Source organism: Rhodococcus sp. NPDC057014, assembly GCF_042673295.1.
GTDB lineage: Bacteria > Actinomycetota > Actinomycetes > Mycobacteriales > Mycobacteriaceae > Rhodococcus_F.
In genome coordinates, this window is record NZ_JBHUSF010000194.1 from 1 (window position 1) to 16,741 (window position 16,741).

The 16,741-nt window shown below is 63.8% G+C and carries 15 protein-coding genes; 9 read left to right on the top strand and 6 right to left on the bottom strand.

Translation table 11 applies throughout. From position 1 onward, the window contains the following. Positions 1 to 176 precede the first annotated feature (176 nt). The 4 genes from ACFTZB_RS29405 to ACFTZB_RS29420 form a co-directional block, all read right to left on the bottom strand. Positions 177 to 893, bottom strand: coding sequence for a 2,3-bisphosphoglycerate-dependent phosphoglycerate mutase (locus tag ACFTZB_RS29405; protein WP_378436744.1), 717 nt, complete (start codon positions 891 to 893; stop codon positions 177 to 179). A gap of 128 nt (positions 894 to 1,021) precedes the next feature. Continuing rightward, positions 1,022 to 2,377, bottom strand: coding sequence for an MFS transporter (locus tag ACFTZB_RS29410; protein WP_378436720.1), 1,356 nt, complete (start codon positions 2,375 to 2,377; stop codon positions 1,022 to 1,024). 107 nt (positions 2,378 to 2,484) lie between these two features. Further along, positions 2,485 to 2,862, bottom strand: a complete 378-nt coding sequence (locus tag ACFTZB_RS29415; RefSeq protein ID WP_005250222.1) for a carboxymuconolactone decarboxylase family protein — start codon at positions 2,860 to 2,862, stop codon at positions 2,485 to 2,487. A 29-nt stretch (positions 2,863 to 2,891) separates the two neighbouring features. Further along, on the bottom strand, positions 2,892 to 3,902 hold the full coding sequence (locus tag ACFTZB_RS29420) for an NAD(P)-dependent oxidoreductase (RefSeq protein WP_378436723.1): 1,011 nt from the start codon (positions 3,900 to 3,902) through the stop codon (positions 2,892 to 2,894). A gap of 366 nt (positions 3,903 to 4,268) precedes the next feature. Here ACFTZB_RS29420 and ACFTZB_RS29425 point away from each other — a divergent pair, with 366 nt between their 5' ends. The 8 genes from ACFTZB_RS29425 (at position 4,269) to ACFTZB_RS29460 (ending at position 13,624) form a co-directional block, all read left to right on the top strand. After that, on the top strand, positions 4,269 to 5,681 hold the full coding sequence (locus ACFTZB_RS29425) for an aldehyde dehydrogenase family protein (RefSeq protein ID WP_378436725.1): 1,413 nt from the start codon (positions 4,269 to 4,271) through the stop codon (positions 5,679 to 5,681). Positions 5,682 to 5,805: 124 nt separating this feature from the next. Beyond that, entirely contained in the window at positions 5,806 to 6,063 is a 258-nt protein-coding gene (locus ACFTZB_RS29430) for an MBL fold metallo-hydrolase (RefSeq protein ID WP_378436727.1), read from the top strand. Positions 6,064 to 6,079: 16 nt separating this feature from the next. Beyond that, entirely contained in the window at positions 6,080 to 6,250 is a 171-nt protein-coding gene (locus ACFTZB_RS29435; RefSeq protein ID WP_378436729.1) for a hypothetical protein, read from the top strand. A 1,396-nt stretch (positions 6,251 to 7,646) separates the two neighbouring features. Beyond that, positions 7,647 to 9,059: an aldehyde dehydrogenase family protein gene (locus tag ACFTZB_RS29440; protein WP_378436732.1), complete on the top strand. Its 1,413-nt coding sequence runs from the start codon at positions 7,647 to 7,649 to the stop codon at positions 9,057 to 9,059. An 85-nt stretch (positions 9,060 to 9,144) separates the two neighbouring features. After that, positions 9,145 to 10,188 carry an ABC transporter substrate-binding protein gene (locus ACFTZB_RS29445; protein WP_378436734.1) on the top strand — a complete coding sequence of 348 codons (1,044 nt, stop codon included), beginning with the start codon at positions 9,145 to 9,147 and terminating at the stop codon, positions 10,186 to 10,188. Positions 10,189 to 10,238: 50 nt separating this feature from the next. Beyond that, entirely contained in the window at positions 10,239 to 11,078 is an 840-nt protein-coding gene (locus ACFTZB_RS29450; RefSeq protein ID WP_378436736.1) for an ABC transporter ATP-binding protein, read from the top strand. A 135-nt stretch (positions 11,079 to 11,213) separates the two neighbouring features. Beyond that, positions 11,214 to 11,978: an ABC transporter permease gene (locus tag ACFTZB_RS29455; protein ID WP_378436738.1), complete on the top strand. Its 765-nt coding sequence runs from the start codon at positions 11,214 to 11,216 to the stop codon at positions 11,976 to 11,978. Then, positions 11,951 to 13,624 carry an MmgE/PrpD family protein gene (locus ACFTZB_RS29460; RefSeq protein WP_378436740.1) on the top strand — a complete coding sequence of 558 codons (1,674 nt, stop codon included), beginning with the start codon at positions 11,951 to 11,953 and terminating at the stop codon, positions 13,622 to 13,624. Before ACFTZB_RS29455 ends, ACFTZB_RS29460 begins: the two co-directional genes overlap by 28 nt. On the opposite strand, the gene ACFTZB_RS29465 is transcribed toward ACFTZB_RS29460, so the two are convergent. Next, complete coding sequence (locus ACFTZB_RS29465; protein ID WP_378436748.1) at positions 13,581 to 14,099, bottom strand: hypothetical protein; 519 nt, start codon at positions 14,097 to 14,099, stop codon at positions 13,581 to 13,583. The two genes, ACFTZB_RS29460 and ACFTZB_RS29465, sit on opposite strands and share 44 nt — an antisense overlap. Here ACFTZB_RS29465 and ACFTZB_RS29470 point away from each other — a divergent pair. Continuing rightward, entirely contained in the window at positions 13,995 to 14,873 is an 879-nt protein-coding gene (locus tag ACFTZB_RS29470; RefSeq protein WP_378436746.1) for an alpha/beta hydrolase, read from the top strand. The genes ACFTZB_RS29465 and ACFTZB_RS29470 overlap by 105 nt on opposite strands. 533 nt (positions 14,874 to 15,406) lie before the next feature. On the opposite strand, the gene ACFTZB_RS29475 is transcribed toward ACFTZB_RS29470, so the two are convergent. Next, positions 15,407 to 16,264 carry an enoyl-CoA hydratase/isomerase family protein gene (locus tag ACFTZB_RS29475; protein ID WP_378436742.1) on the bottom strand — a complete coding sequence of 286 codons (858 nt, stop codon included), beginning with the start codon at positions 16,262 to 16,264 and terminating at the stop codon, positions 15,407 to 15,409. Positions 16,265 to 16,741: the final 477 nt, after the last annotated feature.

Genomic DNA, 16,741 nt, shown 5'->3' on the forward strand with positions numbered 1-16,741 from the left:
GAGCGAAACGATCGCCTCGGCCGGTACCGGTGGAAGATCGAACGCACCATTGCCTGGCTCACCGGCTACCGACGTATGACCATCCGCTACGAGCGCCACGGCGAACACTTCGCCGGTTTCCTCCACCTCGCCGCCGCACTCACCTGCTTCAAGAAACTCCCCACATGAGACACCCTCTAAGGCACGTGGGTGGGCTCCAGGACGACACCTCCGGGCACGACCGGGCGCAGAGCGTCGTCCAAGTCGTATCGAATCGGAATCCCGGTCGGAATGTTCACTGCGCCGATGTCGTCGGCAGTCAGGCTGTCGAGATGCATGATCAGCGCACGCAGGGCGTTACCGTGGGAGACGACCAACACTGTTCGACCACGCACCAGATCGGGGACGATCGCCGTCGCCCAGTAGGGGAGTAGCCGATTCTGCACGTCCCACAGTGATTCCGCGGAGGGGACCGCGACGCCCAACGCGCGATAGCGGGGATCGCCGGCCTGCGAAAAGTCGCTGTCTGCTCGAATTTCCGGTGGCGCAATGTGATACGAGCGCCGCCACAGGCGGAAGGTGGCCTCGCCGACCTCAGCGCGGACAGCGTCCCGGGTTCGCCCTTGAAGGTCGCCGTAGTGCCGCTCGTTGAGCCGCCAACTACGATGGGCGGGAATCCAGTGACGTTCGGCAGCATTGAGCGCAACGTCGGCCGTCGCAACAGCACGCCGCAGCAGCGACGTGTGCACAACGTCCGGAAGCATGCCGGCCCGGCGGATCAGCTCACCGGATCGGCGGGCCTCGGCCCGCCCGACGTCGGTCAGCGGAACATCGACCCACCCGGCGAAGCGATCGGCGGCGTTCCACGCGCTTTCCCCGTGCCGTAGGAGGATCAGGCGACGCCGCCCACCCATTGTGCTGTGCTTCCCGGAATCAAAATTCATCGTCAGCTTTCCTATTGCAGCGTGCTCATCGCCGTTGACGCCGGACTGCCTCCGGTCCCGATGGAGGGACCGGAGGCAGTGTGCTGTCTACGGATTCGTCACGAGACGGGAACGCCGTCTTCGCGGTCGAGGTCCAGTTGCTTCGTTTCGCCGATCACCAGGACGCACGTCAGACTCACAGCCGCCAGGGCGGCCATGACGAGACCGAAGGCGAATCCGCCCCAGGCCGCGATGATGGGCGTCGCAATGAGCGGGGGGATCGCCCCGCCGAGCATGCCGGCGAGACTGTAGCTCAGGCCGGTCGCGGTGTAGCGGTAGCGAGTGTGGAACAGCTCGGAGAGAAAGGCGCCGAGGGGACCGGTCGCCAGACCTGAGATGAACATCGTCACCGGAACGCCGAGTGCAAATGCGAACAACGACCGTGTCTCGAGGATCGGAAACAGCATCAGCGTCCAGACGATCGCCAGACCCGCGGCCGTCATGATCATGCGGCGTCGCCCGATTCGATCGGACAAGACGGCGCCGAGGATGACCGCGACGGAGATCGAGAAACCGCCGAGGACCGCGATACTGAGGACAAACGGACGAGACAGTTCGAGCATCTTGGTGCCATAGCTGATCAAGTAGGTACCACCGATGTAGGTCAACGACAGCGTCATCGCTGCAGTGCCGGTTGCCAGCAGGACCTGCTTCGGTTGGCTCTTGAATGCATCCAGGAACGGCGTGCGCGCTGCCCCGTGCTTCTCGATCTGCTTGGCGAACACCGGTGTCTCGTCGATGGTCAATCGGACCCAGAGCCCGACCCCGATCAGAAGGATGCTGGCCAGGAAGGGGACTCGCCAACCCCACGCGAGGAACGTCTCGTCGCTCATCCCGACAGCCGTCCCGAAGAACGTGGCGTTGGCCAGAATGATCGCTCCGCCACCACCGAGCGACGGGAACATCGACCAGAACCCACGCTTGGATTTCGGTGCATGCTCGGAGACGAACAGCACCGCGCCGCCCCATTCACCACCCGCGGCAAGGCCCTGCAGGATCCGCAAAACAACGATGAGAATCGGTGCTGCCACGCCGATCTGTGTCGCAGTCGGCATCACGCCGACCAGAAGGGTAGCCACACCCATCAACAGCATCGTGACAATCAGAGTCTTCTTCCTGCCCAGACGATCACCGAAGTGTCCGAACAGGATGCTGCCGAAAGGCCGGGCGACGAAGGCCACGCCGAGTGTGGCGAAGGATGCCACGGTGCCCGCGACCGCACCCAACGCGGGGAAGAACACGGTCGGGAACACGAGCGCCGCGGCGACACCGTAGATGTTGTAGTCGTAGAACTCGATCACGGTACCGATGAAGCTCGCCGCGGCGACCTTCTTCATGCCCGGCGGATTGGCCGTACCCGTGGAGGATCCGGGTGTGGGGCTCGGTGGGTGGACCTTCTCCTGCGAGTGGGTCATTAGATCTCCTTGCTGCCGACGAGTCACATGACCCAGCGCCGGAAGTGTCGTAGAGAAGCTGTGGTGGATGGACGGGGAGGGTCGGCCCGAGGGCCGGTGACGCTACGTCAGTCGAGGTGGCCGTGTTCGCGCAGCACGTTCTCTGCGATGCGGAACGCTTCACCAGCGGCGGGAAGGCCGCAATAGACTGCCGCCTGCAGCAGCACTTCCTGGATCTCGGTGACCGTGCAGCCGTTGGTGAGTGCGCCTTCGACGTGGTGGGCGAGCTGAGCCGGGCGATTGAGCGCGGTCAGCATGGCAATGTTGACGATGCTCCGTTGCTTGCGGTCGATCCCCTCGCGCGCCCAGATGCGGCCGAAGCAGACCTCGATGGAGTAGTCGTGGATGACGTCATTGAAGTCGTTGCGGGTCTGGTCCTTCTTCTCGACGTAATCCGCGCCCATGAGTTCGCTCATGATGCGACGTCCGGTTTCGTTGGCTTCCAATGCTTCTCCTGATGCTGTGAACGGGCTGGTCAGCCTCGATCGAGGACTTCCTGTACTTCTTCTGCCGAGAGCTTGATCGTTACGTTCGCTCGTTCGTTCTGCAGCTGCATCGGCGACTGGGAGTCGCGATGTCCCCATCCACGATCGAGCGCTTCGGTGAAGTCGGACTGCGCAACTTCCGCGCACGCCATGGGCACACCGAGCTGCTCGGCCAGTTCGAGGGCCAGGCGAAGGTCCTTGTTGGCCAGTGCCAACGCGAAGGACGGCGGGTCGTAGGCAGATTGCAGGTACCGATCGCCGATGCGGTCGAACGTTCGCGCGCGCCCGATGGCCCCTTGGCGCACTGCGTGCCAGAGGGCCGCCGGCTCGACTCCGGCCTTGACTCCCATGGTGAACACCTCGGCGATGGCACGGCGGATCGTGATGCTCGCGCAGTTGTGCACGAGCTTGGCTGTATTGCCCGCACCGATCTCGCCGACATAGAGGATCTGGTCACCGATGGCATCGAGCACCTGCTTGTGCTGGTCGAATGCCGTCCGACTGCCGCCGACGTAGATGGCGAGCTTGCCGGTCCGTGCGCCCTTGGGCCCACCGCTGACCGGCGCATCGAACAGTTCGACGCCGTGGTCGGCGCAGGTTGCGTGAACCTCACGAACGACGGCGGGGGAATTCGTCGTCAGGTCGAACCAGGCGCTTCCGGTCCGCAGCGTGCTCAGCAGGCCGTCCTTGCCGAGGCCGACCTCTTGCATTTCCACCGGACCGGGCAGTGAGGTGAAAACTACGTCGACCTGCCGACCGAGTTCGGCGATACTGTCGGCCCAGGTTGCGCCTGCCTGCTCGAACGGTTGCCCGCTTTCTCGCTTGATGTCGTGCACGACGAGGTCGTATCCGGCGTCGAGGAGGTTGTGGGCCATGCCCGACCCCATGCCTCCGAGACCGATGAACCCTACTTTCATCTGCGGACTTCCCTTCGATGATCCTATATACGAACAATAGTTCCTAAACGGGAACGGAACGACCGTAGCTGTGGTGGCTGTCACTCGTCAACAGGCTCACAGGCGGGGGCGTGATCGAACTACGGGTTCGGCATGTCACGCGGGGTGGCGAGGTTCGTCAACCTTCGCGGCCGCAACGGCGCGGGTTGTGCAGCGCATGAATCAAGGGGGCGCGGCACGAATTCTCGCGTGCAGTGCTAATGGGTGACGGGCGGGCATTGACAGGTTTGTCCCCCTCCGCGTAGCGTGCGCAAGGACACACTCTCGATCAAAGGTTCGTATATGCGAACACGATGAGGTAGGGCCCAGCCCGAGTCGTATGCCATCTTCATATCTGCGTTCGCCGGGGTGTCCGAGTGCTGGCAGCCTTGTCCGCCGCGGCGTCACAACACATCACAGGAGTGATTTCGGTTGATCGTCAAGGATCAGATCTTCATCAACGGTAAGTGGGTCCCGTCAGCGGGCGCCGACGTCATTCCCGTCATCAGTGCGATTTCGGAGGAGACGATCGCGACCATTCCGGCAGGCACCGCGGAGGACGTCGATCTCGCCGCGCAGGCGGCGGCGGACGCGTTCCCGGCCTGGTCCCAGACACCGGCCGACGAGCGCGCCGACATGCTGCACAAGATCGCGCGCGGTATGGAGGCGCGAGTCGACGAGATCACCACGACCATCGTCAGTGAGCTCGGATATCCCGTCAGGATGGCGGAGGCCGCGCATGCACGAGCGTCGATCAAGGACCTCCAGATCGCCGCGGACAGCCTCCGCGACATCGTCTGGTCGGAACAGGTCGGTGACACGACGGTGTGCCGTGCGGCCGCGGGTGTCGTCGGCGCCATCACACCGTGGAACGGCCCGATGCGGATGGTGAGCCTCAAGGCCGGGGCGGCCCTTGCCGCCGGATGCACCGTGGTGCTCAAGGGGACGGAACTGGCTCCGCTGAGCTCGTTCCTGTTCGCGGAGATCGCCGAGGAGGCGGGGCTTCCCGACGGCGTGTTCAATCTCGTGTCGGGAACCGGTCCGGTGGTCGGTGAGGCGCTCGTGACGCATCCGCTGGTGGACATGGTGTCGCTGACGGGGTCGGTTCGCGCCGGCCGCCGGGTGATGGAGTTGGCGTCCCAGTCGGTCAAGAAGGTCTGCCTCGAACTCGGCGGCAAGTCCGCGAACATCATCCTCGAGGACGCCGACCTCGAGACTGCGGTCACCCGCGGGATCGAGGACTCCTTCCGTAACACGGGACAGGCCTGCGGCGCACTCACCCGGATCCTGGTGCCGCGATCGCGACTGGCCGAAGCCGAGCAGCTCGCAATCCGTGCGGCGGAGAGCTTCGTTCTGGGAGATCCCTACGACCCCGGCACGACCCTCGGCCCGGTCGCGAACGCGGCGCAGCGCCAACGCGTCCGTGACTACATCCAGGTGGGCATCGACGAGGGTGCGCGTCTGCTGACCGGCGGTCCCGAGGCACCCGAGGGCATCGAGCGTGGATTCTTCGTGCGCCCCACCGTGTTCTCCGGCGACAACTCTCTTCGTGTCGCCCGGGAGGAGATCTTCGGGCCCGTCGTCGTGATCATCCCGTTCGACAGTGAGGAAGAGGCCTTCCAGATCGCGAACGACTCCGTGTATGGGCTTGCCGGGGCGATCTGGGCCGGCGACGCCGATCGGGCGAAGAAGCTGGCGAGCAAGCTGCGCGCCGGACGCATCCGCATCAACGGTTCGCCCGTGAACCTGAAGGCACCGCACGGAGGGTTCCGGCTGTCCGGAATCGGCCGCGAATCGGGCCGCTTCGGGGTCGAGGAGTACCTCGAGTACAAGTCCATCGGATAACTGCTTCAATCCGGCACCTGAACGGAGCAGCTGTTCGTAGCTCTCGATCCGGGCCGCTGGAGAAGCCACTACGACGGCATCACGACCATCCGGATCACAAGCACCGGATCTCAGCATCCCGCTGATGATGTTCGTGCTGAGGTCGGGCGACCTGACTGTGGTGGTGGACACCGGCGGTCCGGCGGACGAAGAACAGATCCGTCGCATGATCCCCTTCGGGTACGCGGTGAAGGAGGCGGATCGCATGGAGAACGTCCTGACCCGCCTGGGCGTGCGCGCCGACGATGTCGACCTCGTCATCAACACCCACCTGCATTGGGGCCACTCTCGAACAACGACGTGTTGCGCAACGCCGAGATCCTGGTCCCACGCGACGAACTGAGCTATGCCGCGGCGCCGTGTCCGTACGGGATCACGGCAGGCTCCGTGCCGCCACGCCGCTGCCGTCCGGGCGGTTCACGGACCTCCGTGCCTTCTACGCCGGCCTCGCCCGCCTCGCGGGCACTGGCTGGAAACCGCTGCCCAGCCACGACCGCAAGGTGGTCGAGAAAGGCGCCTTCGGCTACTGACACCACGACCGCCGGATTCCGCCCGATGGCGTCGGTGTCGAAAGCCTGATCGGAGAGGGTCTCAAAATCGGGCCCGGTGCGGAGGGTGGTCCGGTCTCCTACGGAGTGAACGCAGGCCCCGTCTCGGTGCTAAGAAAGTGCCACCGGCACAGTCTGATTGCGGGTTGATCAATCACCGGCACCCAACCCACCGATGAGACACGCAATCGGGACCTGTGCGACGTCCTTGCCTCACAGCGCTGACCCATGCCCGTCCGCGAGAGGCATGGGCCGGTGCCCAGAACGACCGGCCTCCCTGTGCTCAGCGGATACGGCAACGACACTTTTCGACAGGTAGGCGACCCTGGTCGGGTGGTCCTCGATCTGGTTGCTCTCGAGTTGGAAGCGTTGCGTGAGAGGATCTCCGGTAGGTTCGTCGTGTCGAGGAGCTGTACCTTCCCGAGTCCTGGACCTCCGACCGGGACCGGTGCCTGCCCGGCGAGATCGGAGCTCGTGACAAAACCCGCGCTCGACAACGCCTTCACCGCCGTCGACGACGCCAACGCGCTGCAAGCGATCTGCGATCGGCTGAACGATCCATGGATCGATGCCCTGCTGCGCTAGTGGCTGGCGATTCTGTCAGGACCCGTTCACCGGTGCCGACAGCGACGCCGGCTACCGCTACGACCCGTCGGTGTTGCAGACGGAGTCCTCCCCGACTCATGACCTCGAGGCGCCGGGCCCGTCACCACCGCCGCCGGCGCCCACGTCCCAGGCTTGCGGTTCGCCGACCATCGTAGCTATGCCCTGCTCTCCGCGGTGCTGGTTTTTCGCCGCACCCGAACACGTTGTCCGTCGGGCAGATGACCTACGACCTGCGCCGGCTGAAAACCCGCGACCTCGTCGTCCGGTTCGAGGGCACCCACCGCTACAGCAGCCGCGGACTCGACACAGTGAATTCCTCACCTGGGTCCAGGACCGGGCCCTGCGCGCCGGCTGACCGAACTCGCCACCCCGACAACCACTCCCGACCGTCTGAGATCGGCCGCCATTCCCGTACCTCACCGCCGTTGGTGCCCTCATCGGCACAGCGCAACTCGTGGCGCGAAACGTCAAGCAAGCAAACACGATCCGAACACCACAAAACTGGTCCCGAAATCCGGCTACGCCATCAGTAGCTACCTAGGTTTCGCGTGAGTCCGAGCGAACGGCCGGCGAGAGGCATTGACAGGTTTGTCCGAATCCGCGTAGCGTGCTCAAGGTCACACTCTCGATCAAAGGTTCGTATATGCGAACACGATGAGGTAGGGCCCAGCCCGAGTCGTATGCCATCTTCATATCTGCGTTCGCCGGGGTGTCCGAGTGCTGGCAGCCTTGTCCGCCGCGGCGTCACAACACATCACAGGAGTGATTTCGGTTGATCGTCAAGGATCAGATCTTCATCAACGGTAAGTGGGTCCCGTCAGCGGGCGCCGACGTCATTCCCGTCATCAGTGCGATTTCGGAGGAGACGATCGCGACCATTCCGGCAGGCACCGCGGAGGACGTCGATCTCGCCGCGCAGGCGGCGGCGGACGCGTTCCCGGCCTGGTCCCAGACACCGGCCGACGAGCGCGCCGACATGCTGCACAAGATCGCGCGCGGTATGGAGGCGCGAGTCGACGAGATCACCACGACCATCGTCAGTGAGCTCGGATATCCCGTCAGGATGGCGGAGGCCGCGCATGCACGAGCGTCGATCAAGGACCTCCAGATCGCCGCGGACAGCCTCCGCGACATCGTCTGGTCGGAACAGGTCGGTGACACGACGGTGTGCCGTGCGGCCGCGGGTGTCGTCGGCGCCATCACACCGTGGAACGGCCCGATGCGGATGGTGAGCCTCAAGGCCGGGGCGGCCCTTGCCGCCGGATGCACCGTGGTGCTCAAGGGGACGGAACTGGCTCCGCTGAGCTCGTTCCTGTTCGCGGAGATCGCCGAGGAGGCGGGGCTTCCCGACGGCGTGTTCAATCTCGTGTCGGGAACCGGTCCGGTGGTCGGTGAGGCGCTCGTGACGCATCCGCTGGTGGACATGGTGTCGCTGACGGGGTCGGTTCGCGCCGGCCGCCGGGTGATGGAGTTGGCGTCCCAGTCGGTCAAGAAGGTCTGCCTCGAACTCGGCGGCAAGTCCGCGAACATCATCCTCGAGGACGCCGACCTCGAGACTGCGGTCACCCGCGGGATCGAGGACTCCTTCCGTAACACGGGACAGGCCTGCGGCGCACTCACCCGGATCCTGGTGCCGCGATCGCGACTGGCCGAAGCCGAGCAGCTCGCAATCCGTGCGGCGGAGAGCTTCGTTCTGGGAGATCCCTACGACCCCGGCACGACCCTCGGCCCGGTCGCGAACGCGGCGCAGCGCCAACGCGTCCGTGACTACATCCAGGTGGGCATCGACGAGGGTGCGCGTCTGCTGACCGGCGGTCCCGAGGCACCCGAGGGCATCGAGCGTGGATTCTTCGTGCGCCCCACCGTGTTCTCCGGCGACAACTCTCTTCGTGTCGCCCGGGAGGAGATCTTCGGGCCCGTCGTCGGGATCATCCCGGTCGCCCGTGAGGAAGAGGCCTTCCAGATCGCGAACGACTCCGTGTGTGGGCGTGCCGGGGCGAGCTGGGCCGGCGACGCCGATCGGGCGAAGAAGCTGGCGAGCAAGCTGCGCGCCGGACGCATCCGCATCAACGGTTCGCCCGTGAACCTGAAGGCACCGCACGGAGGGTTCCGGCTGTCCGGAATCGGCCGCGAATCGGGCCGCTTCGGGGTCGAGGAGTACCTCGAGTACAAGTCCATCGGATAACAGTTGCGACAACAATGTCAACGCCATCCGGTCTCGCGCCCAGCGGTCGTTGCACACACCCCCGAATCGATACGAGGAATGAACAATGATGTTTCGCCGACTGGCCATGGTGGCCATTCCTGCACTCGCGGTTGCATTGACAGCCTGCGGCGCTCAGTCCGGGCCACTGAAGGCCGACGACGCTGGCGTGACGACCGTCCGAGTCACAAGCAGCCAGTCGTTCAACACGGCGCCCGCAGCACTCTTGACTCAAGGTGATTTTACGCAGGACGGCCTGAACTTCGAACAAGTGAACATCGCTGGATCGGGAAGCTCGAACCAGATCGCAGCGATCCTCTCCGGTGATGCCGACATCGCACTCGCAGGCTCCAACGCGTTCGTCGACGCCGTTATCGGCGGAGCGGATCTTCAGATCATCGCAGGTACCAGCGACATCATCCAGAGCCTGGTCGTCTCGAACAGCGCGATCGAGAGGTTCAACGTCGACGTCCATGCCGGCCCGGACGAGCGAGTGCAGGCACTTCGCGGAATGACGATCGGCGCAGGAGTGACGGGCTCGGCCGGCAATTCCGCGCTGCGCGTCGTGCTGACCCACGCAGGACTTGACCCCGACCGCGACGTCAAGCTCGTTCCCCTCGCAGACACCACGACTGCAGTAGGAGCAGGCCTCGAGCAGGGTACCTACGATGCGACGTGGGCTGCTGCCGGTTCCGGCGAGGTTGCCGTAGCGAGAGGTACTGCCACCACGCTCATCTCGGTGCCGGCCGGCGAAGCACCGGCACTGGACGGCTACGTCTGCAATGTGGTTTTCGCCCCCACCCGCTTCATCGAGCAGAACCCCGAGCTCGTCGACCGCATCCGCGAGGCACTCGCCGAAACCACCCGGATGACGAAGCAAGAGCCGGAGAAGACGGGGCAGATCCTGAAGAACTCCATCTACTCCGGTATGGATCAGCAGGTGTTCGACCTCGCATGGACCGAAGCCGTCAAGGCGTACTACGAGGGCAACCTGTTCACTCGAGAGGACTGGAACACCTTCGTCCGAATCTTCGATCCCCTCTCCGAACATGACTATTCCGAACTGAAATACGAGACAGTCGTCAACCCGGTGGCGCGCGGAGAGAACTGACGGAGCTCGAGTCGACGCCTACCCCGAGCTACACCCTTAGGAGACTGATCATGTCGAAGTTAGCCCACCATGCAAGACGAGCCGCCGCGAAATCAGCTACCAGCCCCGCATCCGGGCCGATCTTTGAGGTACGCAACCTAGCGATAGGTTTCGACGAACGTGAAGACATTCTCCACAATGTGACAATGCAGGTCGAACCTGGCGAGTTCGTCGTCCTGCTCGGACCGAGCGGATGCGGAAAGACCACCATCCTCAACCTCGCCGCCGGACTGTTGAGCCCGCGCAGCGGATACGTCCGTTTCGACGGCGCCGAGATCAACGGTGTCAACACCAATGTCGGCTACATGACTCAGGACGACACCCTCCTTCCCTGGATGTCCGTCCAAGCGAATGTCGGTCTGCCTCTGCGCATGCGAGGAGTGAGCAAGTCCGAAACCAAGGCGCAGGTCGAGCACTACCTCTCGCTTCTGGATCTCTCGGAAGCCGGAAGTCTGTTTCCGAGCCAGCTCAGTGGTGGCATGCGCCGCCGCGCACTCCTCGCGCGAAGCATGATCTACGATCCCCGCCTGCTCCTGATGGACGAGCCGTTCGCAGCCCTCGACGCCCAGCTTCGCCACCAGATGCATGTCGAGCTACGACGAACAGTGAAGAAGCTGAACCAAACGGTCGTCTTCGTCACTCACGATATCGCCGAGGCAGCAAAGCTGGCCGACCGAGTGCTGATCGTCGGCGGAGGGCGACCCGGCCGCTTGGTCGCCGAGTTCCAAGTTCCCTACGGTGACGACAGGGACCTCGAAACCATCGTCTACACAGACGAGTACGCCCGGTTCGAGCGTGAGTTGAACGAAGGGCTCCGTGGCGCGCGTGACCCGAACATGCCAGCCGTTTGAGCGTGACGAATCCATCGAGCATCAACCCCTGACGAAGACAGGTGAAATATTATGTCTACACAAGTCCTCAGCGCACCGGCGCGTCCGGCGTCCCCGTCGGTGAAGCGGCGCAGTACGGTCTCACACACTCGGAGGATGCACCGTGCGAAAATCGCCCTCGCACAGATCGCGATCATCGCATTCCTGATCGCTACCTGGGAGCTCGTGTCGGGTCGGCTGATCAACGACATCATGATCAGCGCGCCATCGAAGGTATTCCCGCTCTTCTGGGAATGGCTGCTCGACGGAACTGTCTTCGACGCCGCTCTCCAGACGTTCAGCAACGCCGCCCTCGGTCTGGTGCTCGGTGGAACCGCCGGCATCGCGGTCGGAGTAGTCCTGGGTCAGTCACGGCTATTGGGCGACACCTTCGAACCATTCATCACCGCGCTTTACACCATGCCGAAGTTCGCCCTGATCCCGCTCTTCATCATGTGGGTCGGAATCGGATCAGCACTGGGAATCCTCACCGCGTCGGTCGTCGCATTCTTTCTCATCTTCTTCAACACCTTCTTCGGCATCCGGGAAGTGAAGCAATCGTTGATCAGCTCCGTCCGCATCATGGGCGGATCGACCCTGGACGTACTGTGGCGCGTCCGGCTTCCCTCGGCGCTGGTGTGGGTCTTCGCAGGACTCAAGCTCGCGGTGCCGCAGGCGATCGTCGGAGTCGTCGTCGCCGAGATGCTCGCCGGCGACCAGGGCCTCGGTCACCTCGTCGCACGTAACGCGTCGTCATTCAACTCCGCGGGCACGTACGCGGCGCTGATCGCGCTCCTGCTTGCCGGATTCCTGATCGACAGGGTCATGACCGCGCTGACGAAGAAGCCGCTCGAATGGAAGAACTCCGGCAGCGCGATGTGATGCCGAATCAGCCGCGCCGCCGCGCCGCCGCGCCGAAAGCCCTAGCGCCGCGGCGGACCCGGTATCCCGGCACCGACTGGAAAAATCGGGTCGGCTGCGACCCGACGAGACCGGTAGCGGTCCGGTCCGGTCCGGTCCGACGGCATCGACCGATGGAACTCAACGAGGCGTTCGCCCCCCTGGCGGTGTCGCGATTGACATCGTCACGACGAAGATACGGAAAAAGAATGCTCAAGCAACATGAAGTCGCCGCAGACACCCTGGTCGGCAGTGCCGCTTATGCATTGGCGAGCTACGCCACTGCCACCCAGTACGAAACACTGCCCGGGGAGGTGGCCGATCGGGCGAAGCTCATCGTGTTCGACCAGCTCGCCTGCGGGTTCGTAGGCGCCGAGCTCCCGGCAGGCCGGATCATTGGACGCTACGTCGCCGATATGGGCGGCAAACCGCAGTCAGTGGTGCTCGGATCACCCGACCGAAGTTCAGCGCCCCTAGCTGCCCTCGCCAACGGCACCTCCGGCCACGCCGATGAGTTCGACAGCGTCCATGCAACGTCGGACTTCCTCGGCACAGGTCATCCGGCCGCGATCATTGTCCCGGCGGCCGCTGCACTGGCCGAACGCCAGTTCTGCACCGGCCGCGATCTGGTGAACGCAGTGACCCTCGGTTACGACGTCGGCGCACGAGTCATCTCGGTGACTGGTGGCCTTGCGCCCATGATGGGCAACCATGGGATCGATCCGGGTTCACTGCATTCGCTGGGTGCTGCATTCGCATGTGCGCGGCTGCTCGGTCTGGACGAGAGCCGTCACCTGTTCGCTGCTGCACTGGCGGTCCAGCAAAGCGTTGCGCTCAACGCGCCCTACGGGGAACGCAGGCACATGAGTAAAGCGTTCGTCACCGGCCAGGCGGCATACGCAGGCGTCACCGGCGCGGTGCTGGCGGCAACGGGTTTCGAGGCCAGCGACAACATTTTCGAGGCACCGGGCGGGATCATCGACACCTGGGCCGAACCGGGCCGTGAGGGACAGCTGGCGAAGGATCTCGGCGCCGACTATGCGGTGATGGGCGCGAACTTCAAGTTCTATTCCGCTGGCTACCCCATCCATTCCCCGGTTGAAGCCGCCCTCGGATTGAAGAGTGAGCACGGCTTCGAGCTCGACGACATCGAGCGGATCACCGTTCGTATGCCGTCGCATCCGGCCAGCGTTGTCGACAACCGGTCGATGCCGACCATCTGCCTACAGCACATGGTTGCGGCCGCTCTGGTCGCCGGCAACCTTGGATTCGACGAAGCACACTCGGCGACGTTGCTCAACGACCCGAAGGTGCTGCACCTGAAGTCGCTCGTCCTCCTGATCCGTGACGCTGAATTCGATCGCGTTCAGCCGCAAGGGCGAGGCGCCGAAGTGACGATCGATTTCGCCGGTGGCTCGGTCTCGCGCAGGGTCGAGCACCCCCGTGGGCATCGGTTCAGGACCCCAGCCCCGACTTGGGACGATCTGCGGGCCAAGTGGGAAGACCTGCTGGTACGCCGGGTCGGCCAAAGTCGCTTCGATCAGTTCTACCACGCATGTGCATCCCTCGAATCGGTAGACGACGTCAATGAGGTGAGTAGCCTCCTCGCCGGAGGATATGTGTCGTGACGACTACACAACCCGTCTTGTCGAATCCAGCTGAATATTCGTCCGGATCTGCGTCGAAGAAAGCACGGTCTTTGATGACGATCGACAAGGTACGCGGGCGAGCTACGACCGGACAGGCGTATCGACGTTGACGGGCATTGCGGACGGCGACATGGCAGAACACCGGAACGACCCAGGCCGGGATGCAGACGAATCCCGATGGCCGCTCGTACTGTCCGACCAAGGCTGCTTCTATGTCGGTGGCCGGTACAGCGACGACACGGACACCATGGCGGGCCAGGTATTCGTGCAATACCAGATACCCGCGGACCTGCGTTACCCGTTCCCAGTGGTAATGATTCATGGAGGCGGACAGACCGGCGCCGGCTTCCTGTCGACGCCCGATGGGCGACGTGGCTGGGCCGACAACTTCGTTGCGCACGGATTCGCCGTGTACGTCGTCGACGCGCCAGGCCGAGGTCGAGCCCAAGGTCACGACCAGGTGGGCGCAGTACGCCCGACAACCGCGGTAGCGGGCCGGGTGTGCGCCGACCGGTCGGCACCGGCCTGGCCGCAGGCGCACCTGCACTCCCAGTGGCCAGGAGAAGGGCGGCGGGGAGATCCGACCTTCGACCAGTTCTACGCATCACAGGTATCGAGTTCGGTCGACGCAGCGTCGGTGGAGCGTGCCATGCGCGACGCCGGCGCCGCGTTGCTCGACAAGATCGGTCCCGCTGTTCTACTCACCCATTCCCTGGGCGCCCCCCTCGGTTGGCAGATCGGCGACGCACGTCCCGATTCAACACGCGCAATCGTGGCGATCGAACCGAACGGTCCGCCGGTCTACGACGTACGTTTCACTCCGGGGCCGGACTGGTTCGACGATGCTGATCTCGCCCGGCCATGGGGAGTAACGCGGGCGCCGATCACGTACTCGCCGCCTGCCGAATCGGCGGACGAGTTGTCGTTCGAGCGTCAGGAAAAGGCGGACGGACCCGGATTCGTGCGGTACTGGCGTCAGGCAGAGCCTGCGCGCAGGCTGCCGAATTTGGCTCGCCTCCGAATTCTGATCGTGTCCGGCGAGGCTTCATATCACGCGCCGTACGACCACGCGACGTCGGCGTACTTCGCCCAAGCTGGTGTCGAGCACGACTTCATTCGACTCGCCGAGCGAGGTATTCACGGCAACGGGCACATGATGATGTTGGAGAAGAACAGCGCCGACATCGCGCGCTTACTCCGCGAGTGGATCCTCGCCACTTCTGCATAAGGTGCAGCGAGTAAGTGGGAGCAGTCGGGTTACCCGATGATAGTCGGCGCAAGGTAACTGGCAGCTGAGGACCGTCTGTGTTGGAGACGGATTGGACAACGATTGTCAGTCGGTGCAATTCGGCTACGGTCGACCTCGGGGCTCTGATCACACTCCTTGGCAGGCGACATCGGCACGGGGCGATCTCATGTCAACGAACAACCTTCGGAAACAGGTGACGCCGTCGGCGGCGAAGATTGCGCTCGCTGAAAATTCGCCGAGCGTCATCGGCGACGCGTCCGGAGGGGGATCCAGGAGCCAGTCGCGCCGGCCGTCGACAACGTTCGGCTGCTCGTCCCTGTCGTCGAGGGCACGAACAATTCGGCGGCAGCGTCCCCTACGGGCCAGTAACCCGGCCAAAGGATCGGCAAGATCACCGCCTACAGTCCGAATGTTCACCGTTCCGCAAGCGACAGGAAGGGTGGCGAACAAGCACCGCTCAGGTTCCGACCAACCAGGTGCCTGCTTGATCCGTTCTGATGGAGGGTAATCCGTTATAACGAGGAACTGAGAACGTCGCCGAGTAGGGCCTCGAGGCGCATCTCGCCCTCTCGCGTCTCACCACCGATGGCGAGGAATCGCTCCACGTTCGCCAAGGACTCAGACGAGGCCATGAGACGTTGGAGTCTGAAATTCTCCTGTCGCAGGCCATCCTCGATGGGCCCGTCTGCCAGGGCGATGACTTCCTTCGTGAGACGAACAGCCTCCGCAGGGCAGGATGCAATGCGTCGCGCGGTGCTGGAGACGAAGTCGTCGATCTCCGTAGGCGGAAGCGCGCGGTTGAGGTACGCCCAGCGTTCCGCTGTCATCGCATCCAGATCGAGCCCACCCATGATGAGCTCAATCGCACGCGATCGCCCGACGAGGCGAGGTAGGTACTGCGATGCACCACCGCCCGGAACGCTACCGATGGGAACCGACATGGTGTTGAAGACAGCTTTGCCGATCGCGCCGAACTTCATGTCACATGCCATAACGATGGCCGCGCCGCCGCCGCTCGCTCGGCCCTCTACCTGTGCAATCGTGATCTTGTTCATCGTCCGTAGCCGCTCGCAGATTTCATGCATGTGGTTGAGACCGACCTCACCCACGGACGCGGGGACTTCCGGTGGCTGCATACGGTAGAGGTTCGCGAAGTCATTGTGATTGATGAAAATGTCGGGATCCCGACTCTTCAAGACGACCACCAGCGGATCGGGGTCAGCCGAAACCTGCCGGGTAAATGTGTCGAGGTCTTCTACCAGGTCGCGCGTCAAGAGGTGCAGCGGTGGGTTATCCACGGTCGCGGTGACGATCCGCCCCAGATCCTCGACCTTCAAGGTGGTGAATGAGTCGTACTGCAGTTTGGACATGATGTTCCCCTGGACTGTTCGTGTGGGATCGGGAGCAAGGGTGGCGAAAACGCCCGGCGCTTTGGTGCCGGTCAGACTGCCGTGAGACCCTCGAAGTTCTGGTCACACGTCAATGACGCGACGCCCGCGGACTCGAACGGTACGGATACACGCTCTCGAGAATGCGTACCTCACTGGGTAGACAGTTCGATTCAGGGAGGACCTGCCATAATCGCTCGACGAATCGGCGCAGGGTCATTCCGAAGTGCACGAGGATTTCCTCCTCGGTGGCGCCCCCGAATGGTGCCCACTTGCTGGCAAACTCAATGAGGCACTCCGCTTCGGTGTCGGAATGAATCCGTTGACGGTTGACTTCGATCCAAGCGGCGCGACGTCTCTGGCGCCACTGACGATACTCACGAGAGTTCATGCGAATTTGCATTCCAAATGTAGGGGCATCCGAGTCTTGCCCGTCGGGTGCCGTCCGACAGACGGCAC

Excerpts from the sequence above, each read along its gene's own strand:
- ACFTZB_RS29410 (WP_378436720.1), bottom strand. The coding sequence starts at position 2,377 with ATGACCCACTCGCAGGAGAAGGTCCACCCACCGAGCCCCACACCCGGA.
- ACFTZB_RS29460 (WP_378436740.1), top strand. The coding sequence starts at position 11,951 with ATGGAAGAACTCCGGCAGCGCGATGTGATGCCGAATCAGCCGCGCCGC.
- ACFTZB_RS29455 (WP_378436738.1), top strand. The coding sequence starts at position 11,214 with ATGCACCGTGCGAAAATCGCCCTCGCACAGATCGCGATCATCGCATTC.
- ACFTZB_RS29445 (WP_378436734.1), top strand. The coding sequence starts at position 9,145 with ATGATGTTTCGCCGACTGGCCATGGTGGCCATTCCTGCACTCGCGGTT.
- ACFTZB_RS29475 (WP_378436742.1), bottom strand. The coding sequence starts at position 16,264 with ATGTCCAAACTGCAGTACGACTCATTCACCACCTTGAAGGTCGAGGAT.
- ACFTZB_RS29405 (WP_378436744.1), bottom strand. The coding sequence starts at position 893 with ATGGGTGGGCGGCGTCGCCTGATCCTCCTACGGCACGGGGAAAGCGCG.
- ACFTZB_RS29450 (WP_378436736.1), top strand. The coding sequence starts at position 10,239 with ATGTCGAAGTTAGCCCACCATGCAAGACGAGCCGCCGCGAAATCAGCT.
- ACFTZB_RS29430 (WP_378436727.1), top strand. The coding sequence starts at position 5,806 with ATGATGTTCGTGCTGAGGTCGGGCGACCTGACTGTGGTGGTGGACACC.